This window comes from Sphingopyxis sp. NFH-91, from assembly GCF_021401285.1.
Taxonomy (GTDB): Bacteria; Pseudomonadota; Alphaproteobacteria; order Sphingomonadales; family Sphingomonadaceae; genus Sphingopyxis; species Sphingopyxis terrae_A.
Window position 1 is genome coordinate 407,221 of record NZ_JACBGA010000002.1, and the last position, 21,107, is coordinate 428,327.

A 21,107-nucleotide genomic window follows, 5' to 3' on the forward strand; every position below is an offset into this window, starting at 1 on the left:
CGCGACAGGGAGGATCTATGCAGGCAGATATGGCGCCGCCGCCACCGCAAAGCTGGTGGGACAGCCTCCGGCCCTATCTGGAACGCGCGCCGCTGGCGGCGCTGCTGCTCGGCATTTCGTCGGGATTTCCCTATGCGATGATCGGTGCCACCTTGACGACGCGACTGTCGCAGGACGGTTTCGAAAAATCATCGATCACCGCCTTTTCGCTCGCCTTTCTCGTCTATAATTTCAAACCGCTGTGGGCCTGGATCGTCGATACGATCCGCCTTCCGGGGGCCGGGGTGGTCGGCCAACGGATCAGTTGGCTGATCCTGACGGCCATGCTCGTCATGCTGGCGGTCGGCAATCTCGCGCTGGTCGATCCGCAGCAGGTCGGCCAGTCCCCCGTGGGGCACCTCATGCAGCGGTTCGGGCTTGGCCATGAAGGCGAATTCGCCGCGCTGTTCGAAATGGCGGTCGGTGCGGTTCTCGTGGGTGCAGCGGGCGCGACGTTCGACATTGTGATCGACGCCTACCGGATCGAGATATTGAAGCCCGAACAACTCGGTGTCGGATCGGGCATGTCGCAATATGGCTGGCGGATCGGATCGGCGGGCGCCGGTGCGCTCGCGCTCTATCTTGCCGCGCGGCAAGGATGGGAGGCGGCCTATCTGGCATGTGCGCTTTTTGCATTGCCGGCGGTCATTGCGGGCTTTTGGGTCGGCGAGCCCGAGCGGCACCGCGCGGCACTCTCGCGCGAAGGCAAACCAGGACTTGTCGCGGGTATCATCGGTCCCTTCCGCGAGTTTTTCAGTCGCCATGGCGCCTGGCTGGTGCTGCTGTTCATCCTGCTCCACAAGATCGGCGATACGCTCGCGAATCTGACGCTGCGCCTGCTGCTCAACGATCTTGGCTTCAGCAATGACGAGATTGCGATCTACGACGTCGGTATCGGCTTCTGGGCCTATCTGATCGGCATTTTCATCGGCGGGATTCTCTACGCGCGGATGGGCATGAAAAAGTCGGTACTGCTCAGCCTGATCCTGATGGCGGTGAGCAATTTCAGCTTCGCGCTGCTCGCGGCGGCGGGCCACAGCAATTGGGGCCTCGCCGGCGCGATCGGGTTCGAAAATATTGCGAGCGGCATCGGCGGCGTCGTTGTCGTCGCCTATTTCTCGGCACTCTGCGACTTGCGCTTCACTGCGGCGCATTATGCGCTGATCTCCTCCGCAGCGAGCATTGTCGGTCGTTTCCTGACCGGCACCACGGCGGGCGCGATGATGGACAATATGGGCAATGTGAACTTCTATCTGTTCACCGTCGCCGCAGCCCTGCCGGGTATTGTCCTATTCTGGCTGATGATGCGCAGCGGGCTCGTTGACCAATCGGTCGGCACGGCGGGTACCCGGCATGCGCGCGAGGCGTCGGCCTAATCGGGCAATTCGCCGTTCGCGCGCAGCACCTCGCCCGCAAGGTAAAGCGAGCCGGCGATCAGGACGATCTCGGTCACAGGGTCTACGGCCAATCCGGCCAGCGCAGCCTCGACGGTATCGGCCGCGAGCGCTTCCGGCCCGAAGGCTGAGGCGCCATGATGCTCGTGCCCGGGCACCGGCACGACGGTGATCGAGGCGAGCTTGCCGGCGAGGGGATCGATCAACGCCGAGGGATGCTTGTTGGCGAGCATCCCGGTGACCAGATGGATGCGGCGCGCATCGCCCGCAAAATGCTGCGCGAGTTGATGCCCTGCATCGGCATTGTGGGCGCCGTCGAGCCACACCGTCGTGGCGGGCGGGAGCAGCTTTGCGAGCGGTCCGCTCTCCAGTCGTTGCAACCGCGCCGGCCAGTAAGCCGCGGCGATGCCGCGCTCGATCGCGCCCGCATCGGGTTTCGGTCCCGGCGCGAGATGGAGCATCGCAATCGCAAGGCCCGCGTTGCGCATCTGATGCCCGCCCGCCATGCGCGGGCGCAGCAAGGCGGGGAGTTCCCCGTCCATCGACCGCCAGCGAAAGGCGTCGCCGACGGCTTCGACCGACCAGGTTTCGCCCTCGACGAACGGGACCACGCCCGCCGCCTCGGCCCGGTCCGCGATTACCCGCGCCAGCGGCGGCGGATAGGCGAGCGTCGCCAGCGCGGCGCCGCGCTTGATTATGCCGGCCTTTTCCCACGCGATCCGTTCGGCAGGGCGCGTCGGGGTGCCGTCTTCGGGCGCGAGCAGAAAGGCCTCATGGTCGATGCCGAGCGAGGCGATGCCGCACACCGCCGGCGCCGGGATGATATTGGTCGCATCGAGTCGTCCGCCCAGCCCGACCTCGATGATGCAATCGTCGGCGGGGATGCGCGAAAAGGCAAGGAAAGCCGCCGCAGTCGTCACCTCGAAAAAGCTTGCGTGCAGCCCTTCCGCGACGTCGAGGGCTTCGCCAAGCAAGGCCGCGAGCGCCGCATCATCGATCAGGGTGCCCGCCAGTCGGATGCGCTCGTTAAACCGGACGAGGTGCGGGCTGGTATAAGCGTGGACCCTGCGCCCCTGCGCCTCCAGTATTGCGCGCAGATAGGCGCAGGTCGATCCCTTGCCGTTGGTCCCTGCGACATGGAAGGTCCGCGGCAGCCGGTCTTGGGGATCGCCGAGGCGCGCGCACAGTTCGCCGATGCGTTCCAGCCCCAATATGTCGCGACCCGGCGACAGCGCCGCGAGGCGGTCGAGCTGCGCCTGAACGGCGGGATCGGAACTGTGCGCGTGGTCGGGCATGGATTCTCCCTCCGTCCGTCAGGAGGAGGGATCAAGCCGCCTTTTCGGGCGCGAGATAGCCGATCAGGCGGCCGAGCGTCGCGGGCAGCTCCTTGCGATGCACCACCATGTCGATCATCCCGTGATCGAGCAGATATTCGGCGCGCTGGAATCCTTCGGGCAGCTTTTCGCGGATCGTATTTTCGATCACGCGCTGGCCCGCAAAGCCGATCAGCGCATTGGGCTCGCTGATCTGCACATCGCCCAGCATCGCATAGCTCGCGGTCACGCCGCCCGTCGTCGGGTCGGTGAGCAGCACCACATAAGGCAGGCCCGCGCGGCGCAGCCGCTGGAGCGCAACCGTAGCGCGCGGCATCTGCATCAGCGACAGCGTGCCTTCCTGCATCCGCGCGCCGCCCGCGGCGGTGATCGCGATGTAGGGGACGCCGCGCTTGATCGCGGCCTCGACCCCGGCGACGAAGGCTTCGCCGACCGCGACGCCCATCGATCCGCCCATGAAGGCGAAATCCTGCACCCCGATCACGGCGCCCTGGCCCGAAATGCGGCCGAAGGCGTTCTGGTAAGCGTCGCGGTCGCCGGTCTGCGCGCGTGCGGCCTTGATGCGGTCGACATATTTCTTGGTGTCGCGGAACTTCAGCGGATCTTCGGGTGCCGCGGGGGCGGCGATCAACTCGTGCAGGCCGCCGTCGAAAAGCTGCGCGAAGCGCTCTTTGGCGCCGATGCGGTCGTGATGGTCGCAGCGCGGGCAGACGTTCAGATTGTCTTCCCACTCCTTGACGAACACCATCTGCTGACACTGGCGGCATTTGTGCCAGAGGTTGTCGGCGGTGTCGCGCTTGGCGGTGAAGGGCAGGGCGTTGCGAACGCGGTCGAGCCAGCTCATGCGGCGATCTCCTTTGCGCTGTGGATAGCATCGGCGAGCGAACGGGTGAAGGCCTCGACATGCGCCGCCGCGGCGTCGCCATGCTCGGCAATGATGTCGATGAAGGCCGATCCGACGACGACGCCGTCGGCAACCTTGGCGATGTCGGCCGCCTGCGCGGGGGTGCGAACGCCGAATCCGACCGCGACCGGCAGGTCGGTCGCGGCTTTCAGGCGCGCAACCGCATCCTCGATGCTCGCCTGAGCGGCCTGCTGCATCCCGGTGATCCCGGCAACCGAAACATAATAGAGAAAGCCGCCCGCGCCGTTCAGCACGTCTGGCAGGCGCGCCGCGTCGGTCGTCGGCGTTGCGAGGCGGATCAGGTCGACCCCGGCAGCGCGGAGCGCGGGGCCGAGTTCGGGATCTTCCTCCGAGGGAATATCGACGCAGATGACGCCGTCGACCCCTGCTTTCGCGCACTCTGCGGCGAACCAGTCGGCGCCACGGATCGTCATCGGATTGGCATAGCCCATCAGCACGAGCGGCGTGTCGGGATGGCGCTGGCGGAAGGCGGCGGCGATACCGAACAGGTCGGCGGTGGTCGTCCCCTTGGCGAGGCTTCGCAGGTTTGCGGCCTGGATCGCGGGGCCGTCGGCCATCGGATCGGTGAAGGGCATGCCCAGTTCGATCACATCGGCACCCCCCGCGACGAGCGCGTCAAGGTTCGCGGCGGTGTCGCCATCGCCGCCGGTGATGAAGGCGACGAGCGCAGGGCGCGGCTTGGCGAAGGCGGCGGCGAAGCGGGTCACAGCTTTACCCCCAATGCTTCCGCCACGGTGAAGATGTCCTTGTCGCCGCGACCCGAGCAATTGACGATGATGATCTTGTCCTTGCCCAGCGTCGGCGCGATGCGTTCGGCAGCGGCGATCGCGTGCGCGCTTTCGAGCGCGGGGATGATGCCTTCGAGCTTGGTCAGTTTCTGGAAACTTGCGAGCGCCTCTTCGTCGGTGACCGGTTCGTAACGCGCGCGGCCGATGTCATGCAGCCAACTATGCTCGGGGCCGATGCCCGGATAGTCGAGCCCCGCCGAGATGCTGTGCGCCTCGGTGATCTGGCCGTCCTCATCCTGCAGCAGATAGGTCTTGTTGCCGTGGAGGATGCCGGGTTTGCCGCCGGCGAGGCTGGCGGCGTGCTTGCCGCCCAATCCTTCGCCCGCGGCTTCGACGCCGACGATCTCGACGTCTGTGTCATCGAGGAAGGGATGGAACAGCCCGATGGCGTTCGACCCGCCGCCGACGGGGGCGATCAGCATGTCGGGCAGGCGCCCTTCGGCTTCGAGAATTTGCGCCTTCGCTTCCTCGCCGATCACCGACTGGAAATCACGCACCAGTTCGGGATAGGGATGCGGCCCCGCGACGGTGCCGATGATGTAGAAGGTGTCCTCGACGTTCGCGACCCAGTGGCGGAGCGCCTCGTTCATCGCATCTTTCAGCGTCTTCGCGCCGCTTTCGACCGCGACGACTTCGGCGCCGAGCAGCTTCATGCGGAAGACGTTCGGCTGCTGCCGCGCGACGTCGACCGCGCCCATGAAAATGGTGCAGGGCAGGCCAAAGAGCGCTGCCACGGTCGCGGTCGCGACGCCGTGCTGGCCGGCGCCGGTTTCGGCGATGATCTTGGTCTTGCCCATCTGCTTGGCGAGCAGGATCTGACCGATGCAATTGTTGATCTTGTGCGCGCCGGTGTGGTTCAGATCCTCGCGCTTCAAATAGATCTTCGCGCCACCCAGATCGTTCGTCAGCCGCTCGGCAAACCACAGCGGGCTCGGGCGGCCGACATAATTTTTGAGCAGATAGTCGAACTCGGCCTTGAAGGCAGGGTCGGCCTGCGCAGCGCGATAATGGCGTTCGAGGTCGAGGATGAGCGGCATCAGCGTTTCGGCGACATAGCGGCCGCCGAAGGCGCCGAAATGGCCGCGCGCGTCGGGCTGGGTGCGGAGGCTGTTGGGCAGGGTCGGTGCTTCGGTCATGGTCATTTCCATCGGTTACGGGTGGGCGCGCACTTGAAGATCGGGTCTCAAGCGGTCAGCGCCATCGTTTTCCGATGCGCATCATGAGGAACTGCGGTGTCAGCATCTGCCGACCGCTTTAAGGAAAGCGGCGATCTTGTCCATATCCTTGACGCCCGGTGCGCTTTCGACCCCCGACGACACATCGACGAGCGGCGCGCCGGTTTCGGCGATCGCCTGTGCGACATTGGCCGGGGTCAGTCCGCCTGCGACGCCCCAATCGATCGAGTGGCGATGGCCCTTGAGCAGCGACCAGTCGAAGCGGGCGCCGGTGCCGCCGGGCAACGCCGCTGCCGGCGCATCGAACAAGATGCGGTCGGCCGCACCTTCAAACTGCCGGACGCGTTCCAGCGTTCCGGCATCCTTCAGGCCGACCGCCTTCCAGACTTCGGCGGGAACGAGCCGTTTGACCGCGGCGAGCCATTGGGGTGTTTCATTGCCATGAAACTGGACGATGTCGGGGCGCACCGCGCTGAGCGCCTCGCCGGTCACCTGTCGCGAGGCATTCACGAGAAGGAGCGCAACCTTCACTTTCCCCCCGGCGCGCTGGCGAAGCGCGGCAGCGGTCTTCAGATCGACGTGGCGCGGACTCGGTTCATAGTGAACGAGGCCGATGTGCGTCGCGCCGAGCCGGATAGCGGCGTCAACCGTTTCGGGCGTAGAGAGGCCGCAGATTTTGACAAGTGGGGGCATATATCAGGGTTCGATCATTTAGGTCATTGCGAGCGAAGTGAAGCAATCTCCAGCCATCGGCGTAACACAATCCCGATAGCTGGAGATTGCTTCGTCGCCTTCGGCTCCTCGCAATTACGATGGTTGAATGAAAGTGTGTTTACAGCGTCGCTTCGATCGCGCGCGCCGCGAGGTCGGGGTCCTGCGACTGGCTGATCGGTCGGCCGACGACGAGGATCGAGGCGCCGTCAGCCATCGCCTGCGCCGGGGTAACGATACGCTTCTGATCGCCGGCACGGCCGTCAGCAGGGCGCACCCCCGGTACGACGAAGAAGCCGCCGGGCCATGCCTTGCGCGCGGCCTTCACTTCCTCGCCCGAGCAGACGATGCCGTCGAGACCCGATTCGCGGGCCAGCGCGGCGAGGCGGACGACCTGGTCGTGCGGGGTGCCGCCGACGCCGATATCATCGAGATCGGGCGCGTCGAGGCTGGTGAGCACGGTAACGCCGACCACCTTGGTCGCGCTTCCCGCGACTGCCTTGGCCTCTTCCATCATCGCGCGGCCGCCCGCGGCGTGGACGGTCAGGATCGCGGGTTCGAGCGGACGCAGCGCCTGGATCGCCTTGGCAACGGTGTTCGGGATGTCGTGCAGCTTGAGGTCGAGGAAGATCGGCAGGCCGAGCTTCGCCATTTCGTGCACCCCGTGATGACCGTTGGCGCAGAAGAATTCGAGGCCGAGCTTCAGCCCGCCGACATGGTGGCGCACCCGCTGCGCCAGCGTCAGCGCGGCATCGAGGTGGGGGGTGTCGATGGCAAGATAGACAGGCGAGCTCATTGCGGATCCAGCGGCGAGGGTGGGATGTCGTTGACGGGCTTCGACTGCGGCGCCGGTTCGGGCGTGAGCGGCGTCTCGGCGGGGCGGTTGGCCATGGCGCGCAAGTCGGCAAGTTGCCGTTCGCTCGTTTCGATACGGCGCTTCAGTGACCAGCGCGAGGTACGCAGCGCGATCCACAGCGGCAGGCTGCCGATCAGAAAGGCGGCAAAGATCAGCACCGGCAATTTGGTGTCGAGCACCTGTCCCGGCCATATGGTCACGGTGACCGGATTCCAGTTGGCCATCGAAAAGACGACGAGAATGATGGTCAGCAACACCCAGATGACGGTTCGCACGATTCCCACGTTATTGCGCTCCTTTACCGGCCTCTGCATCGAACCCTAAGCGACTTTGGCGCACGATGCGAGTCTCTGGGCGAGGCCCGGCGCGTTCAGCCGCCGAACACCCGCGCAAAGATCGTGTCGACATGCTTCATATGATAGTCGAGGTCGAACAGCGCGGTCAGTTGCTCCGCCGACAGTCGCGCGGTCACGTCGGTATCGCCCTTCAGCAGTTCGAGCAACGAAAGCTCGCCGTCGCTTTCCCAAACCTTCATCGCATTGCGCTGGACGAGCGCATAGCTGTCCTCGCGGCTCGCCCCTGCCTGGGTCAGCGCGAGCAGGACGCGCTGCGAATGGACGAGGCCGCCCATGCGATCGAGATTTTTCTGCATACGCTCGGGGTAAACGAGCAGCTTGTCGACCACGCCGGTCAGTCGCGCGAGCGCGAAGTCGAGCGTGATCGTCGCGTCGGGACCGATGAAGCGTTCGACCGACGAATGGCTGATATCGCGCTCGTGCCACAGCGCGACATTCTCCATCGCAGGGATGGCGGCGCTGCGCACCATGCGCGCAAGCCCGGTCAGATTTTCGGTGAGCACCGGGTTGCGCTTGTGCGGCATGGCCGACGAGCCCTTCTGCCCCGGCGAAAAATATTCCTCCGCTTCGAGCACTTCGGTGCGCTGAAGGTGGCGGACCTCGACCGACAGGCGTTCGATCGACGAGGCGATCACGCCGAGCGTTGCGAAGAACATGGCATGGCGGTCGCGCGGAATGACCTGCGTCGACACGGGTTCGATCGCGAGGCCCAGCTTCGCCGCGACATGCGCTTCGATGCGCGGGTCGATATTGGCAAAGGTGCCAACCGCGCCCGAAATCGCGCAGGTCGCAATTTCCGCGCGCGCTGCGACCAGCCGCGCCTTGCAGCGGGCGAACTCGGCATAGGCTTCGGCCATTTTGAGTCCGAAGGTGACGGGCTCGGCATGGATGCCGTGGCTGCGCCCGATCGTCGGGGTCAGCTTATGTTCGTATGCGCGGCGTTTGATCGCCTCGAGCAGCGCGTCGAGGTCTGCGAGCAGGATGTCGGCAGCCTGCGCGAGTTGCACCGCGAGGCAGGTGTCGAGCACGTCGCTCGACGTCATGCCCTGATGCATGAAGCGCGCTTCTTCGCCGACATTTTCGGCGACCCAGGTCAGGAAGGCGATGACGTCATGCTTGGTGACCGCCTCGATGGCGTCGATCGCGTCGACGTCGATGACGGGTTTCGTCGCCCACCAGTCCCACAGCGCCTTCGCGGCGGACTGGGGAACCGTGCCCAGTTCCGCGAGCGCCTCGGTCGCATGCGCCTCGATCTCGAACCAGATGCGAAAGCGATTCTCGGGCGACCAGATGGCGGTCATGTCCGGGCGGGCGTAGCGCGGAACCATTGATGTACCTTCCTTTTGTGCGCCGCTGTTCGGCGCCTTGTCGCAAAACCGCGACGGAATCACGATGGGGCGCCCCCTAGCAGGGGTCGACCGCTTCGCCAATCACCCGCGCTCCGCAACTTCCAGCGAACGCGGACGGTTGCCCCCATGCCCCTTCAGAAAAGGCGGCGGATCGCAAACAGATGCAGGTCCGCCGCCGGTACAGGAGATAGATAATGTTGAAGCAAGTTCTTTTGATCGGCGCCGCCGCGATCAGTTTCCCCGCGCTGGCCCAGGAAGCACCGCCGTCGCCGGGCACCACGCCGCCGACCGAGCAGCCCGAGGCTGCGCCGATGCCCGATAGCGCGCCGGCACCGACCGACACGACGGCTCCGCCGGCCCCCACCGAGCCGGCCACCGATACGATGGCGCCGGCCAGCGAGGCGCCTGCGCAGACCGCGCCCGCCCCGTCGAGCAGCGCAGCCGCGACCCCCGCGCAAATCGCCCAGATCGTCGAAACCGAATTTCCGACCTATGACGGCGACAAGTCGGGCGACCTTAGCTCCGCTGAATTCGGCGCATGGATGAAGAAGCTGCGCACCGCGCAGGATCCCGCCGTCGATCCCGAATCGGCCGATGTGAAGAGCTGGATCGATCAGGCTTATGGCACGGCCGACGCCGACAAGTCGGGCAGCGTTACCAAGGAAGAACTGGTCGCGTTCCTTTCGCGCGGCGCCTGATTTCGCAGTCCTCCCCGCTTGGGGCGATGCAGCCGTCGGAGCGATCCGGCGGCTGCATTGCCATGACCGTCATGCCGCGCGCGGCGGCTGCATGACTGCCCGGATCGTCAACGCCCGTTCGTGGCCGTCGCGATCGGGCCACAGGATCGCGCTGCCGGCGCGCATCCCTATCAACCCGGCACCAATGGGCGTCAGGATCGAAATCCGCCCCGACGCGATGTCGGCATCCGACGGATAGACCAGCCGGACGCTGCGCACCGCGCCGCTCGCTTCGTCGACGAAATCGACCTCGCTGTTCATCGTCACGACGTCGCGCGGGACGTGGCGCTCCTTGTGGACGGTCGCACGGCCGATCTCGCGCATCAGCAGTTCGCTGACCTGCGGCATGCGTTTTTCGATGCCGAGGGCGAGATCGGTCAGCGCATCGGCCTCCGAGTCGATCATGTGAATGGGCGGGCGTTTGCTTGCCTTGGTCGAGGTGGTCTTGGCTACTGTCATTCTTTTTGCTTTCCGCATGGAAAGGGCAGGGCGCGGCCGCGCTCCTGTCGGGATGGTTCGGAAATCTAGCCCCGGTCCGGGGCATGGCACGCCACAGCCCGGGGCTAGAAGCCCGCGAGAAGCTGACCCGCGTGAAGGCGGAAGCGAAGATGGCGCTGCCGAATCTGCATGACGCGATGATGTCGCCTGAGGCCGGGCAAGTAAAGCCCGGCCTTTTGGGCCTCCTGATTCAGAGCAGCCCGAGCGCGCGGAGGCTGCGGTGGCCGCTGCCGCCGATGATGATATGATCGTGCAGCGCGATGCCCAGCCGCCCTGCGGCATCGGCGAGGTCGCGCGTTATCGCGATATCCTGGCGGCTCGGTTCGGGGTTTCCGCTGGGGTGATTGTGGACGATGATGATCGCCGCGGCGCCGAGTTCGAGTGCGCGCTTCACGACTTCGCGCACATAGATCGCCGATTGGTCGATCGACCCCTCGCTCGCGACCTCGTCGCGGATCAGCATGTTGCGCGAGTTGAGGTACAGCACCCGCACCCGCTCGACCTCGATCGGTCCCATGTCGGCGCGCAGCCAGTCGAGCAGCGCATCCCAACTCGACAATAGGGGCTTTTCGCGGAATTCCCCTTTCAGCATCCGGAGGCTGGCCTGCTGGACGATCTTGAGCGCGGCGATCGCGCCGTCGCCCATGCCGTCGACCCGGCGCAGCGATTCGGGATCGGCGCTGACGAGCTGTGGGAACGAACCGAATTCGCGCAGCAATGTCTTGGCGAGCGGCTTGGTATCGCGCCGCGGGATCGCAAGCGCGAGGAGATATTCGACCAGTTCGTAATCGGCCATACCGTCGGCATCGCCGCCGAGCAGGCGCGCGCGAAGCCGCGACCGGTGGCCCGCATGATCGGGAAGGGGGGCGGGCGCGTCGGCCATCGTCAAGGCAATAACCGCCTTGTGGGCACCACTCAACGCTCATAGACACAAGCGCCTATGTCGCGGCGCTTTTTCCTGCATCGAATGGTCTTGCCCTGCGTTGCCGATGGGCATGGAACAGCAATGGTATGCGCAGTGAGCTTTGGCCGGACCTATGATGACGGCGTGACGTCACAGGCGGCCGACGGGTTCGGTCGCGGGTGAGCGAGGCGGAGGCAGCCCGCGTGCGGCGGCGGCGCAAGGCGCCGTGGATCGTCGGCGGCGCGCTCGGTGCGCTGGCGCTCGGGCTTTGGGTTGTCCGCGCCCCGATCGCCGACCGTTTCATTCAGGACCAGCTTGCGAAAAAGGGCGTGCCGGCGCACTACGCGATCGAATGCATCGGCCTGTCGACCCAGCGGCTCAGCAACGTCGTTATCGGTAATCCGGCGCATCCCGACCTGACCGCGCGGGTGCTTGAGGTGTCGGTCGGGCTCGGCTTGTCCGGTCCCTACGTCGCATCGGTGCGCGCCGACGGCCTGCGGCTCTACGGCCGCTTCGTCGATGGACAATTGTCGCTCGGCGCGCTCGACAAATTTCGTGACCCGACCGACAAGAGTCCGTTCGCCTTGCCCGATATGGCGGTCAGACTAAGCGATGCGCGGGCGCGCATCGAAACGCCGTGGGGCAATGTCGGCGCGGCGCTGAACGGCGGCGGCAATTTGCGCCGCGATTTTGCGGGAACCCTCGCGCTCGTGGCCCCGCATATCGCCGCTGGCGATTGCCGCGGCACGGGAATCACTTTCTACGGCAAACTCGCGGTGCGCGATGTGCGCCCGCGGCTGACGGGGCCGTTGCGCGGCGCGGCCGTGACTTGCGGCGGCGCGCAGCCGGTCGCGGTCGCCGCGCCGCAGATCGCGCTGGACGTCTCGCTTGCCGAAAATCTGCAGCAATGGGACGGCACCGCCGACGCACTGGTCCAGCGCCTGACGATGCCCGCGCTCGCCGCCGAGCGGGTCGGCGTGAAGGGCCGCTTCACCGGCACGGCCGATCGCACCGCGCTGACGCTGGCAGCGGATGTTGCCAAGCTGGCCGGGCGCGACTTCGCAGCGAGCGGCGTCCATCTCGAAGGCAAGGGCGCGGTCGGCAGCGTCACGCCCAATTTCGAAGGCCGGCTGCGCTTCGCCGATGCAAGCGCGAGCGCGCGTCTGCGCCGGTCGGTCGCGGACAGCGCCGCGGCGCTGGACGGCACCCCGCTAGGCCCGCTCGGCGACCGGGCGGCGCGCGCCTTTGCCGCGGCGCTGGCGGGTGCGAGCGGCGAAGCGGCGGTCGCGCTGACCGGACAGGGCGAGGCGCTCCGTTTCGAGCTTGCCGCGCCCAGCCTGTCGAGCCGTAGCGGCGCACGCTTCGCGGGCAGCGCCGACAGCCGCATCGGTTACCTCTTCGCGGCACCGCGCCCCGAAGTCATTGCGACGGGGCGCTGGACCTTCGGCGGCGGCGGCCTTCCGGTCGGCGCGATGGAACTCGACCGCCGTGCCGACGGCCGCATGACCGGGCTGGCGCAAATCGACGCCTATCAGGCGGGGGGCGCGCGTCTGGTGCTCGATTCCGTGCGCTTTTCGAGCGCGCCAGGCACCGCGATGCGCTTTTCGACCAGCGCCACCTTGTCCGGACCGCTCGCGGGTGGGCGGGTCGAGGGGCTTCGCGTGCCGATCGCCGGTGGGCTCGCGGCAACTGGCGGGATGGCGTTCAACGGCGGCTGCCACCGCGTCACCGCGAATAAGGTCGACGTATCGGGGCTGCGTCTTGTCAACAACGGTGTCGATCTGTGCAGCGCCCCCGGCGCGCCGCTGTTCAGCGTGGGACCGGCGGGGGTGCGCGGCGCCGTGCGGCTTCCGGGCCTCAAGCTGCGCGGCACCAGCGGGGCATCGCCCTTTGCGCTCGACAGCGGTCCCGGCGAGATCGATCTGGCGCGGTGGCGCTGGTCGCTTGCCAACGCCGATGTCCGGATCGGGGCCGGGGACAGCGTGACGCATTTCGCCGCCGGACGCCTTTCGGGCGTGGCGGGGGGACAGGGGATGGCCGGAACGCTTGCCGATGCGCAGGGCAAGATCGGCGCCGTCCCGCTCGACATGAGCGAGATTGCCGGCAACTGGCGCTGGGCCGACGGCGCGCTGACGCTCGACGGCGGGCTGGTGCTGACCGATGCGGCGGCGGACAAGCGCTTTGCGCCGCTGATCAGCCGCGACGCGCATCTCCGTTTCGCCGACGGCGTGATCGACGCAAGGGCCGGTTTCGACGAGCGCGAGAGCGGCCGGAAGATACTCGATACGGTGATCCGCCATCGCTTTGCCGACAGTAGCGGCGCCGCCGATCTGATCGTCAAGGAATTGCGGTTCGACGATAATTTCCAGCCCGAACAGCTCACGACGCTTGCGCAAGGCGTCGTTGCCAATGTCCAGGGCTCGGTCGTCGGCGACGGGCGGATCGAATGGAACGCCGACGGCGTGACGAGCCGGGGCACTTTTGCGACCGCCAATACCGACCTCGCCGCTGCGTTTGGCCCGGTGACCGGGCTGACGTCGACGCTGACGTTCGACGATCTGCTGGGGCTCCATTCGGCGCCGGGGCAGACCGTCGCGCTGAATGAGGTCAATCCGGGCATTCCCGTCGTGGACGGCAAGATCGACTATCAGCTGCTCGGCGGCAATCGGGTGCGGATCGAGGGCGGGCGCTGGCCCTTCGCGGGCGGCGAGCTTCTGCTTCACCCCGCCACGCTCGATTTCAGCGCCACCCAGCCGCGCCGCCTGATGTTCGATGTGGTCGGCGTCGATGCCGCGGTTTTCCTTCAGCAGTTCGGGTTCGAGAATATCAACGCGACGGGCAAGTTCGACGGGACGCTGCCGGTCGAATTCGACGGGCTTGGCGGGCGCGTAGTCAATGGGCGGATCGATGCGCGCGACGGCGGCGGGACGCTCGCCTATGTTGGCGAGCTTTCCAATCACAACCTCGGCACGATGGCCAATTTTGCGTTCGGCGCGCTGCGGTCGCTGAAATATGACGATCTGACGATTGTCCTCAACGGCAACCTCGACGGCGAAATGGTGACGGAAATCCGCTTTGGCGGGATTGGGCAGGGCGTCGGCGCGAAGCGCAATTTCCTGGTCGATCAGGTCGCCAAAATCCCGCTGATCTTCAACATTCGTGTCGAAGGGCCTTTCCGCGGCCTGATATTCTCTGCAAAGAGCTTTTACGATCCATCGGTCCTGGTGGAGCAGAATTTGTCGCAGCTCTTGCAAGCGCAGCGCGACGCCGAAGCCGCCGCAGCGGCGAAGGCGGCGCCCGTTCAGCCTCCAGCAAGCGAGCCCGTGCAATGACGGTAAGGAAGACAGGAAAGATGAGGAGAGCGGCCATAGGCGGTCGGTGTCTGTTGCTGACGATCGGAACGATGGGCCTTGGCGGCTGCGTTCAGGTGTCGGCGCCCGACAAGCCGATCGAGATCAACCTGAACATCCGCATCCAGCAGGAAGTGGTGTACAGGATCGACGGCGACGCGAAAAAGCTGATCGAACAAAATGGCTCTATCTTCTGACAGGGACGAAACAAGATGATGAAGCAGATGTTCAAACCCGCAATCGCCGCACTGGCCGCCGCCGGAGCGGTCGCCGCGCTGGTCACGCCGGCGCTGGCGCAGCGCGACCCCGCCTATGAAAATGCGCGCGCTGCGGGCCTGATCGGCGAACAACCCGACGGCTACCTCGGCTTTGTGACCACGCCGACCGATGCGGTGCGCAAGCTGGTCAGCGACCTCAATATCAAGCGCAAGGATGCTTATACGCGCAACGCGCCGGCGGGCAGCACGATCGAACAGTTCGCCTTTGTGACGGGCTGCAACCTGATCCTGAAAACCGCGCCGGGCGAGAAATACCGCACGCCCGACGGCAAGTGGCTGACGCGCGACAGCAGCCCGCCGGTGCGCGATCCGCGGTGCGCCGCCAACTGACAAATTAGCAGCAGGCCTTCGTGCCTCATTATGCCGCCGCGCCCCTAAACGCGGCGGCATTTTTGTGCGCCTGCGCACGGGCATTGACTTAATCGGGCGGCGTTCCTAAACGGGCCGCGCCTTAGGGGTCCCCCGGCTTTTTCCGGGCCTTTTTCGCGGGCGGCACCGATTCTTTTCGGTTCTGTTTCAGGAGGATGGCGGAAGATGACGGGGAAGGGCAGCGATCCGGATCAAACTTCGGAGGATTCGCGCCTGGTCTCGCTCGAAGAGCGATTGGACCGGGCCGAAGCCGCAGAAGCGAAACGGACCGCAGGCACCGCCAGTCCGGAATCCGATGCCAATTACCGGCTCGGGAACCGGGTGCTGGCGGAACTGCTGGGTGGATTGATCGGTGGCGCCTTGTTCGGCTGGCTGATCGACCGCATCGCGGGCACGTCGCCCTGGGGGTTGTTGGGAATGTTGTTCATGGGGATCGTCGTGGCGTTCCGGAACATCATTCGCATCGCTTCGGGTCCACGCAAGTAGCGCGGATCAAAGGGAATTTCTGGCGGGACGGCCCGATGAGCCGCCCCGCAATGCGCGTGGAGTGAAGAGTGGCGGCGGAATCCGGCAAGATCGACCCGATGCACCAGTTCGAGGTGACCCCGCTCGGCGGCGGTTTCCATCTGGGCGGGCACGAAATCCTGTTCACCAACAGCGCGCTGTGGATGGTCGTCGCGGCCATCACGCTCGGCATCTTCATGTGGGGCGGCATGCGCCGTCAGCTCGTTCCCGGTCGCTGGCAAGCTGCCGTCGAGGGCTTCACGGGCTTCATCTCGAGCATGATGACCCAGAATATCGGCAGCGAAGGGCGCAAGTTCACGCCCTATGTCTTCTCGCTGTTCATGTTCATCCTGTTCTGCAACCTGCTCGGCATGCTGCCGCTCGGCGTCTTCGGCATCCATCCCTTCACCGTGACCAGCCATATTGCGATCACCGGCGTTCTCGCGCTTGTCAGTTTCGCGATCGTGCTCGTCGTCGGTTTCTGGCGCCACGGCCTGCACTTCTTCTCGCTCTTCGTGCCGCATGGCACGCCGCTGCCGATGATTCCGATCATCGCGCCCATCGAGTTCGTGTCCTTCATGGTCCGTCCCTTCAGCCTCGGCCTGCGTCTCTTCGTCGCGATGACGGCGGGTCACGTTCTGCTCAAGGTGCTGTCGGGCTTCGTCATCAACGGCTTCAACGCCGAAACCGTCTGGCTCGGCTCGATCGTCTCGGTCCTCAGCTTCATCCTGATGATCGGTATCAGCGCGCTCGAACTGCTCGTTGCCGGTATCCAGGCCTATGTTTTCGCCCTGTTGACCTCGCTTTACATCAACGACGCGGTCAACCTTCACTAATCCCGTTTATATCAAACGCTTACACCCAAGGAGTATTACAATGGACGCAGAAGCAGCAAAGCTGATCGGTGCTGGTCTCGCCGCTATCGGTGCCGGCATGGCCGCCATCGGCGTGGGTAACGTCTTCGGCAGCTTCCTCGAAAGCGCGCTGCGCAACCCCGCGGCCGCCGACGGCCAGCAGGGTCGCCTGTTCATCGGCTTCGCGGCTGCCGAACTTCTCGGCCTGCTCGCGTTCGTCGTCGCGATGATCCTGCTTTTCGTCGTCTGATTTCGGACGATCCGGCGTGGCCGGTCCTCGGATGGGGACCGGCTGCACCGATTTGCAGGTTTTTCATAAGTTTAAGGTTCGCCTTTCATGCCCCAGATAGCCCAGCTAACCGCTGATAACTGGTACCTCGCCTCGCAGCTTTTCTGGCTGCTGGTCGTGTTTGCCGGCATCTACATCGTCATCGGCCGCGGCATGCTGCCCAAGATCGAGGCGACGGTTGACGCGCGCGATCGCAAGGTCGCCGACGATCTGGCGGCGGCCAAGGCCGCACACGCGGCCGCCGACGGCCTCGAGGAAAGCTATCGCCAGCAGAGCGAGGCGAGCCGCGCTGCGGCGCAGAAGGCGGTTTCGGACGCCAAGGACAAGGCCGCTCGCGACGCCGAAAAGCGTCTGGCAAAGGTCGATGCCGAGCTTTCGGAAAAGCTGGCAGCGGCCGAAGCCGATGTGGGCGCTGCGCGTACCTCGGCAATGGCGGAAATCGAATCGGTCGCTGCCGAAGCGGCGACCGACCTAGTGGCCAAGCTGTCGGGCGTGAAAGTTGCCGCAACCGACGCAAAGGCTGCGGTGAAGGCGGTGCTGCATGGCTGATTTCCTGATGATCCTGTCCGAAGCTGCCGGCGCTGCCGGGGAGGCGCATGCCGATCCGACGGCTTTCGGGCTTAACGCCACCGTGTGGGTGTCGATCGCGATGCTCGCCTTCCTCGGCATTCTTGTCTGGAAGAAGGTGCCTGCGATGATCGGCGCGTCGCTCGACAAGAAGATCGCAGAGATTTCGAAGCAGCTCGGCGAAGCCGAACAGCTTCGCCTCGATGCCGAATCGCTCAAGGCCGAATATGAGGCCAAGCTTGCCGATGCGGCGAAGGAAGCCGACGAGCTTCGCGCCCGCGCCGAATCCGAGGCCGAAGCGCTCGTCGCCAAGGCGAAGGGCGATGCGACCGCGCTGATCGCTCGCCGCAAGCAGATGGCCGAAGACCGCATCGCAGCGGCCGAAGCCAACGCGGTTGCCGAGGTTCGTGCCGCGGCGGCCAAGGCGGCGACCGATGCCGCCGCAGCGCTGATCGCGGCCAAGCATGACGCGGGCGCCGACAAGGCGCTGATCGATCAGGCGATCGCGGCCGTTGCCAAGAGCTGATCTTTCCCGATCGGGCCATGAAAAGCGGCCGTCTCGTCTAAGCGAGACGGCCGCTTTTTCGCGTCAATACTCGTCGAAATTGTCGGCCGCATCGCTGAACGGATCGCTGACCGCGGTGCCGCCTTTGCGATAGCAGGCGAAATCCATGATCGCCTCGTTGATGCTGTTGGCGGCGGGCGTCTTGTGCTCGGTGATCGTCTCGGACGGTTCGCTCTCGATGAAGCTGCCGTCGGCGCGATAATAGCTATATTCGAGCGTGCGGAAATAATTGCCACCGCAATCGAGCTCCTCGCGAATTTTTGCACCCACGATCGGTCCGCCGTTGAGCGGTTTGGCATAGACGCTCAGCACGTCGCCGACGATCTTGCCGCTCAGCGCGCGCAGGCTCGCAAGGTCGACATAGGTGCGGGTCGAATCATTGCCGCCCACCAGATACCATTCGGCGGCGGCAGCCGGCGTGGCGAGCGGCAACAGCGTGGCCGCCACAAAAATCATGCGCATAATATCCCCCCTTATGGTGCGCCCCGTGCACGGCCTGCCACAGCCGTTCGGGCGCGCAAAGCCGAAATTGGCGGCCTCAATATTTGATCATGATCCGGCGGGCGAGGGCGGGCGAGACGCTGTTGACGAGTTGTAACAGCTTCACCGCCCCCGCATTCACCTCGCGCTTGCCGGTGCGGATGCCGCGCACGATTTCGGCGGCGCAATCGTGCGCGCTCATCTTCTTCCCGGCGCGACCCGCGGTCATATTGGTTTCCACCACCGGCGGCAGCGCCTCGATCACCGCCACATTGCTGTCGCGCAGCAGGTGGCGGATCGCCTGCGTATAGGCGCGCAGCCCGGCCTTGGTGGCGCAATAGATCGAACCGCCGGCGCGCGGTGCGATCGCGAGCCCCGAGGTCACATTGACGATCGCGGCGGCAGGCTGGGCGCGCAGGATCGGCAGCAGCCGCGTGCAGAGTGCGATCGGCGCGTCGAGGTTGGTACGGATGCACTGCGCCGCGCTGTCGAGAGTTGCCGGCTCGTCCAGCTCATAATCGCTGCCGACCCCGGCATTGTTGACCAGAAGCGCCAGCGGTCGCCCTGCGACCCCCGCGACGACGGCATCGATTCCCGCCGGCTCGGACAGATCGCCGGCGATCGTTTCAAAACCCAGCGCCCGCATCCCCGCCAGTTTTTCGGGTGAGCGGCCCGTCACGACCACCTCGGCGCCCGCCGCCTGCAATTGCAGTGCGATTTCGCGCCCGATTCCGTCGCTTCCGCCCGTCACCAGCGCCAGTTTGCCGTGTAATTCCATCGCCCCCTCCATGCTTTTACCTGCCACACTATGGCGGGCCGCGCGGCCATCGCCTACATGGAAATGATGGTCCGTCCCAACGCTCCCGAACGATTCAACGAAGAGAAGGCCACCTATGTCGTCCGCGGCGAGGGGGAGGGGGCCGACAAGCCCGATCTGGAGCGCGGTGCCGAGGTCATTCGCGGCGTCGTGCGCAAGCTGCCGGTGCGCCCCGGTGTCTATCGGATGCTCGATGCGCGCGGCGACGTTCTGTACGTCGGCAAGGCCCGCGCGCTGAAGAACCGCGTCACCAACTACACCCAGGTCGCGCGGCTGCCGCAGCGGTTGCAGCGCATGGTCGCGCAGACGCGCGCTATGGAGATCGTGACGACGACAAGCGAGGCCGAGGCGCTGCTGCTCGAGGCACAGCTCATCAAACGCTATCGTCCACCCTACAATGTCCTGCTGCGCGACGACAAAAGCTTCCCCTTCATCCTGCTCCGCATGGATCATGACTTCCCGCGGGTACAAAAGCATCGCGGCGCCCGCCGTGCCAAGGGACGCTATTATGGCCCGTTCGCCAGCGCGGGGTCGGTGAACCGCACCCTCAACGCGCTCCAGAAGACCTTTCTGTTGCGCAGTTGCACCGACAGCTTCTTCGCCAATCGTTCGCGGCCGTGCCTGCTCTATCAGATCCGCCGCTGTTCGGCGCCGTGCGTCGATCGCATCGACAAGGCCGATTATGCCGAACTCGTCGGCGATGCGCAGGACTTTCTGGAGGGTCGCTCGACTGCGGTGCAGAAGCGACTGGGCGACGCGATGACGCGCGCGGCCGAAGCCATGGATTTCGAGCTCGCCGCGGTGCTCCGCGACCGGTTGAAGGCGCTGACCTTCATCCAGGGTAGCCAGTCGGTGCATGCCGACGGGCTGGGCGATGCCGATGTCTTTGCGCTGGCCGCGAAGGGCGGGCAGCTCTGCATTGCCGGTTTCTTCATTCGCGGCGGGCAGAATTGGGGGCATCGCAGCTTCTTTCCCGCGCATGTCGCGGGGGTGCCCGAACCTGAGGTGATGGCGAGCTTCCTCATGCAATTTTACGAGGGCGTGCCGCCCCCCAAGCTGATCCTCGTCGATCGCGAGCCCGAGGACGCCGCGGTCCTTGCCGAAGCGCTCGGCGAAACGGCGGGCCGCAAGGTCGAGATCAGCGTCCCGCAGCGCGGCAATCGCAAGCGACTGCTCGAACAGGCGGTGCGTAACGCCGGCGAAGAACTCGACCGCCGCCTTGCCGAAAGCAGCAGTCAGGCGAAACTGGGGCGTGAACTTGCCGATCTGTTCGATCTCGACGAACCGCCGCAGCGGATCGAAATCTACGACAACAGCCATATTCAGGGCACCAATGCGCTCGGCGCGATGGTCGTCGCGGGGCCGGAAGGCTGGATCAAGGGCGCCTATCGCAAGTTCAACATCAAGCGCCCGGAAACGCAGCCGGGCGACGATTTCGCGATGATGCGCGAAGTGTTCCAGCGCCGCTTCGCGCGTGCCCTCGAGGAGGATCCCGAACGCAACAAGGGCGAATGGCCCGATCTGGTGCTGATCGACGGCGGCAAAGGGCAGGTGTCCGCAGCGGGCGCCGTGCTCGCGGAACTCGGTATCGACGATCTTCCTTATGTGGGCGTCGCCAAGGGACCGGATCGCAATGCCGGGCGCGAGACATTCTTTTTGCCCGACGGCCGCGAATTCACGCTGCCCCCGAACAATGCCGTGCTTTTCTACATTCAGCGATTGCGCGACGAGGCACATCGCTTCGCCATTGGCGCGCATCGGCAGAAGCGCGCGAAGGCGATGGGCAGCTCGCCGCTTGACGAGGTTCCGGGCATCGGACCGGCGCGCAAGAAGGCGCTGTTGATGCATTTCGGCACGGCGCGGGCGATCCGCAGCGCCAGCCTCGACGATCTGAAAAAGGCGCCGGGCGTCAGCGCGGCGGTCGCGCAGGCCGTTTATGATTTCTACAATCCGGGAAGCTGAGGAGAA

23 protein-coding genes are annotated in these 21,107 nt (G+C 65.6%); 11 read left to right on the top strand and 12 right to left on the bottom strand.

The window, feature by feature from the left end:
• Positions 1 to 17 precede the first annotated feature (17 nt).
• Positions 18 to 1,415: an MFS transporter gene (locus L0963_RS06910; protein WP_234178953.1), complete on the top strand. Its 1,398-nt coding sequence runs from the start codon at positions 18 to 20 to the stop codon at positions 1,413 to 1,415.
• Here the strand turns inward: L0963_RS06910 and L0963_RS06915 are convergent.
• The 8 genes from L0963_RS06915 to purB all read right to left on the bottom strand — a co-directional run bounded on the left by L0963_RS06915 (position 1,412) and on the right by purB (position 8,906).
• Entirely contained in the window at positions 1,412 to 2,728 is a 1,317-nt protein-coding gene (locus tag L0963_RS06915) for a bifunctional folylpolyglutamate synthase/dihydrofolate synthase (protein WP_186401916.1), read from the bottom strand. The genes L0963_RS06910 and L0963_RS06915 overlap by 4 nt on opposite strands.
• Positions 2,729 to 2,759: 31 nt before the next feature.
• Entirely contained in the window at positions 2,760 to 3,611 is an 852-nt protein-coding gene (gene accD / locus L0963_RS06920; protein WP_003044151.1) for an acetyl-CoA carboxylase, carboxyltransferase subunit beta, read from the bottom strand.
• The gene (trpA, locus tag L0963_RS06925; protein ID WP_186401915.1) at positions 3,608 to 4,399 is read right to left on the bottom strand and encodes a tryptophan synthase subunit alpha; all 792 of its coding nucleotides are present in this window, start codon (positions 4,397 to 4,399) and stop codon (positions 3,608 to 3,610) included. Before trpA ends, accD begins: the two co-directional genes overlap by 4 nt.
• Entirely contained in the window at positions 4,396 to 5,616 is a 1,221-nt protein-coding gene (gene trpB / locus L0963_RS06930) for a tryptophan synthase subunit beta (RefSeq protein WP_062903211.1), read from the bottom strand. The genes trpA and trpB overlap by 4 nt, the downstream gene beginning before the upstream one ends.
• A 99-nt stretch (positions 5,617 to 5,715) precedes the next feature.
• On the bottom strand, positions 5,716 to 6,348 hold the full coding sequence (locus L0963_RS06935) for a phosphoribosylanthranilate isomerase (protein ID WP_062902479.1): 633 nt from the start codon (positions 6,346 to 6,348) through the stop codon (positions 5,716 to 5,718).
• Between the two features lie 139 nt (positions 6,349 to 6,487).
• On the bottom strand, positions 6,488 to 7,162 hold the full coding sequence (pyrF, locus tag L0963_RS06940) for an orotidine-5'-phosphate decarboxylase (protein ID WP_234178954.1): 675 nt from the start codon (positions 7,160 to 7,162) through the stop codon (positions 6,488 to 6,490).
• A complete protein-coding gene (locus tag L0963_RS06945; protein WP_058811860.1) occupies positions 7,159 to 7,506 on the bottom strand; it encodes a lipopolysaccharide assembly protein LapA domain-containing protein in 348 nt (115 codons plus the stop codon). Before L0963_RS06945 ends, pyrF begins: the two co-directional genes overlap by 4 nt.
• An 86-nt stretch (positions 7,507 to 7,592) precedes the next feature.
• Positions 7,593 to 8,906, bottom strand: coding sequence for an adenylosuccinate lyase (gene purB, locus L0963_RS06950; protein WP_186401913.1), 1,314 nt, complete (start codon positions 8,904 to 8,906; stop codon positions 7,593 to 7,595).
• 215 nt (positions 8,907 to 9,121) lie between these two features.
• Here purB and L0963_RS06955 point away from each other — a divergent pair, with 215 nt between their 5' ends.
• Positions 9,122 to 9,625 (top strand): calcium-binding protein, encoded by a 504-nt coding sequence (locus L0963_RS06955; protein WP_186401912.1) that lies wholly within the window; start codon positions 9,122 to 9,124, stop codon positions 9,623 to 9,625.
• Positions 9,626 to 9,694: 69 nt separating this feature from the next.
• Here the strand turns inward: L0963_RS06955 and rnk are convergent, their stop codons facing one another.
• Together rnk and radC are read right to left on the bottom strand one after the other, a co-directional pair.
• Complete coding sequence (rnk, locus tag L0963_RS06960) at positions 9,695 to 10,123, bottom strand: nucleoside diphosphate kinase regulator (RefSeq protein WP_082657299.1); 429 nt, start codon at positions 10,121 to 10,123, stop codon at positions 9,695 to 9,697.
• A 229-nt stretch (positions 10,124 to 10,352) separates the two neighbouring features.
• Positions 10,353 to 11,045 (bottom strand): RadC family protein, encoded by a 693-nt coding sequence (gene radC / locus L0963_RS06965; protein ID WP_186401911.1) that lies wholly within the window; start codon positions 11,043 to 11,045, stop codon positions 10,353 to 10,355.
• 224 nt (positions 11,046 to 11,269) lie between these two features.
• Between radC and L0963_RS06970 the strand changes: the two genes are divergently transcribed.
• The 8 genes from L0963_RS06970 (at position 11,270) to L0963_RS07005 (ending at position 17,803) form a co-directional block, all read left to right on the top strand.
• Positions 11,270 to 14,398: a YdbH domain-containing protein gene (locus tag L0963_RS06970; protein WP_234178956.1), complete on the top strand. Its 3,129-nt coding sequence runs from the start codon at positions 11,270 to 11,272 to the stop codon at positions 14,396 to 14,398.
• Between the two features lie 53 nt (positions 14,399 to 14,451).
• Positions 14,452 to 14,613, top strand: a complete 162-nt coding sequence (locus tag L0963_RS06975; RefSeq protein ID WP_371830003.1) for a YnbE family lipoprotein — start codon at positions 14,452 to 14,454, stop codon at positions 14,611 to 14,613.
• Positions 14,614 to 14,628: 15 nt separating this feature from the next.
• Positions 14,629 to 15,024 (top strand): YdbL family protein, encoded by a 396-nt coding sequence (locus L0963_RS06980; protein WP_058811390.1) that lies wholly within the window; start codon positions 14,629 to 14,631, stop codon positions 15,022 to 15,024.
• 204 nt (positions 15,025 to 15,228) lie between these two features.
• A complete protein-coding gene (locus L0963_RS06985; RefSeq protein WP_003044116.1) occupies positions 15,229 to 15,549 on the top strand; it encodes an AtpZ/AtpI family protein in 321 nt (106 codons plus the stop codon).
• 68 nt (positions 15,550 to 15,617) lie between these two features.
• Positions 15,618 to 16,403 (top strand): F0F1 ATP synthase subunit A, encoded by a 786-nt coding sequence (locus L0963_RS06990; protein WP_003044113.1) that lies wholly within the window; start codon positions 15,618 to 15,620, stop codon positions 16,401 to 16,403.
• Between the two features lie 40 nt (positions 16,404 to 16,443).
• Entirely contained in the window at positions 16,444 to 16,671 is a 228-nt protein-coding gene (locus L0963_RS06995) for a F0F1 ATP synthase subunit C (protein WP_003044110.1), read from the top strand.
• Positions 16,672 to 16,758: 87 nt separating this feature from the next.
• Positions 16,759 to 17,259: a F0F1 ATP synthase subunit B family protein gene (locus L0963_RS07000; RefSeq protein ID WP_003044101.1), complete on the top strand. Its 501-nt coding sequence runs from the start codon at positions 16,759 to 16,761 to the stop codon at positions 17,257 to 17,259.
• Complete coding sequence (locus tag L0963_RS07005; RefSeq protein ID WP_003044099.1) at positions 17,252 to 17,803, top strand: F0F1 ATP synthase subunit B family protein; 552 nt, start codon at positions 17,252 to 17,254, stop codon at positions 17,801 to 17,803. Before L0963_RS07000 ends, L0963_RS07005 begins: the two co-directional genes overlap by 8 nt.
• 63 nt (positions 17,804 to 17,866) lie before the next feature.
• On the opposite strand, the gene L0963_RS07010 is transcribed toward L0963_RS07005, so the two are convergent.
• Both L0963_RS07010 and L0963_RS07015 read right to left on the bottom strand, forming a co-directional pair.
• Positions 17,867 to 18,304, bottom strand: coding sequence for a surface-adhesin E family protein (locus tag L0963_RS07010; protein WP_003044095.1), 438 nt, complete (start codon positions 18,302 to 18,304; stop codon positions 17,867 to 17,869).
• Positions 18,305 to 18,380: 76 nt separating this feature from the next.
• On the bottom strand, positions 18,381 to 19,100 hold the full coding sequence (locus L0963_RS07015; RefSeq protein WP_058811863.1) for an SDR family oxidoreductase: 720 nt from the start codon (positions 19,098 to 19,100) through the stop codon (positions 18,381 to 18,383).
• Positions 19,101 to 19,166: 66 nt separating this feature from the next.
• On the opposite strand from L0963_RS07015, the gene uvrC reads away from it, so the two are divergent.
• Positions 19,167 to 21,101: an excinuclease ABC subunit UvrC gene (gene uvrC / locus L0963_RS07020; RefSeq protein ID WP_186401745.1), complete on the top strand. Its 1,935-nt coding sequence runs from the start codon at positions 19,167 to 19,169 to the stop codon at positions 21,099 to 21,101.
• Positions 21,102 to 21,107: the final 6 nt, after the last annotated feature.

What these genes read in the sequence shown, in the direction of transcription:
- L0963_RS06980 (WP_058811390.1), top strand. Translation starts at nt 14,629, where the DNA reads ATGATGAAGCAGATGTTCAAACCCGCAATCGCCGCACTGGCCGCCGCC.
- L0963_RS06995 (WP_003044110.1), top strand. Translation starts at nt 16,444, where the DNA reads ATGGACGCAGAAGCAGCAAAGCTGATCGGTGCTGGTCTCGCCGCTATC.
- pyrF (WP_234178954.1), bottom strand. Translation starts at nt 7,162, where the DNA reads ATGAGCTCGCCTGTCTATCTTGCCATCGACACCCCCCACCTCGATGCC.
- L0963_RS07015 (WP_058811863.1), bottom strand. Translation starts at nt 19,100, where the DNA reads ATGGAATTACACGGCAAACTGGCGCTGGTGACGGGCGGAAGCGACGGA.
- L0963_RS06915 (WP_186401916.1), bottom strand. Translation starts at nt 2,728, where the DNA reads ATGCCCGACCACGCGCACAGTTCCGATCCCGCCGTTCAGGCGCAGCTC.
- rnk (WP_082657299.1), bottom strand. Translation starts at nt 10,123, where the DNA reads ATGACAGTAGCCAAGACCACCTCGACCAAGGCAAGCAAACGCCCGCCC.
- uvrC (WP_186401745.1), top strand. Translation starts at nt 19,167, where the DNA reads ATGGTCCGTCCCAACGCTCCCGAACGATTCAACGAAGAGAAGGCCACC.
- L0963_RS06935 (WP_062902479.1), bottom strand. Translation starts at nt 6,348, where the DNA reads ATGCCCCCACTTGTCAAAATCTGCGGCCTCTCTACGCCCGAAACGGTT.
- radC (WP_186401911.1), bottom strand. Translation starts at nt 11,045, where the DNA reads ATGGCCGACGCGCCCGCCCCCCTTCCCGATCATGCGGGCCACCGGTCG.
- L0963_RS07000 (WP_003044101.1), top strand. Translation starts at nt 16,759, where the DNA reads ATGCCCCAGATAGCCCAGCTAACCGCTGATAACTGGTACCTCGCCTCG.
- L0963_RS06910 (WP_234178953.1), top strand. Translation starts at nt 18, where the DNA reads ATGCAGGCAGATATGGCGCCGCCGCCACCGCAAAGCTGGTGGGACAGC.
- L0963_RS07010 (WP_003044095.1), bottom strand. Translation starts at nt 18,304, where the DNA reads ATGCGCATGATTTTTGTGGCGGCCACGCTGTTGCCGCTCGCCACGCCG.
- accD (WP_003044151.1), bottom strand. Translation starts at nt 3,611, where the DNA reads ATGAGCTGGCTCGACCGCGTTCGCAACGCCCTGCCCTTCACCGCCAAG.
- L0963_RS06985 (WP_003044116.1), top strand. Translation starts at nt 15,229, where the DNA reads ATGACGGGGAAGGGCAGCGATCCGGATCAAACTTCGGAGGATTCGCGC.
- trpB (WP_062903211.1), bottom strand. Translation starts at nt 5,616, where the DNA reads ATGACCGAAGCACCGACCCTGCCCAACAGCCTCCGCACCCAGCCCGAC.
- L0963_RS06955 (WP_186401912.1), top strand. Translation starts at nt 9,122, where the DNA reads ATGTTGAAGCAAGTTCTTTTGATCGGCGCCGCCGCGATCAGTTTCCCC.
- purB (WP_186401913.1), bottom strand. Translation starts at nt 8,906, where the DNA reads ATGGTTCCGCGCTACGCCCGCCCGGACATGACCGCCATCTGGTCGCCC.
- L0963_RS07005 (WP_003044099.1), top strand. Translation starts at nt 17,252, where the DNA reads ATGGCTGATTTCCTGATGATCCTGTCCGAAGCTGCCGGCGCTGCCGGG.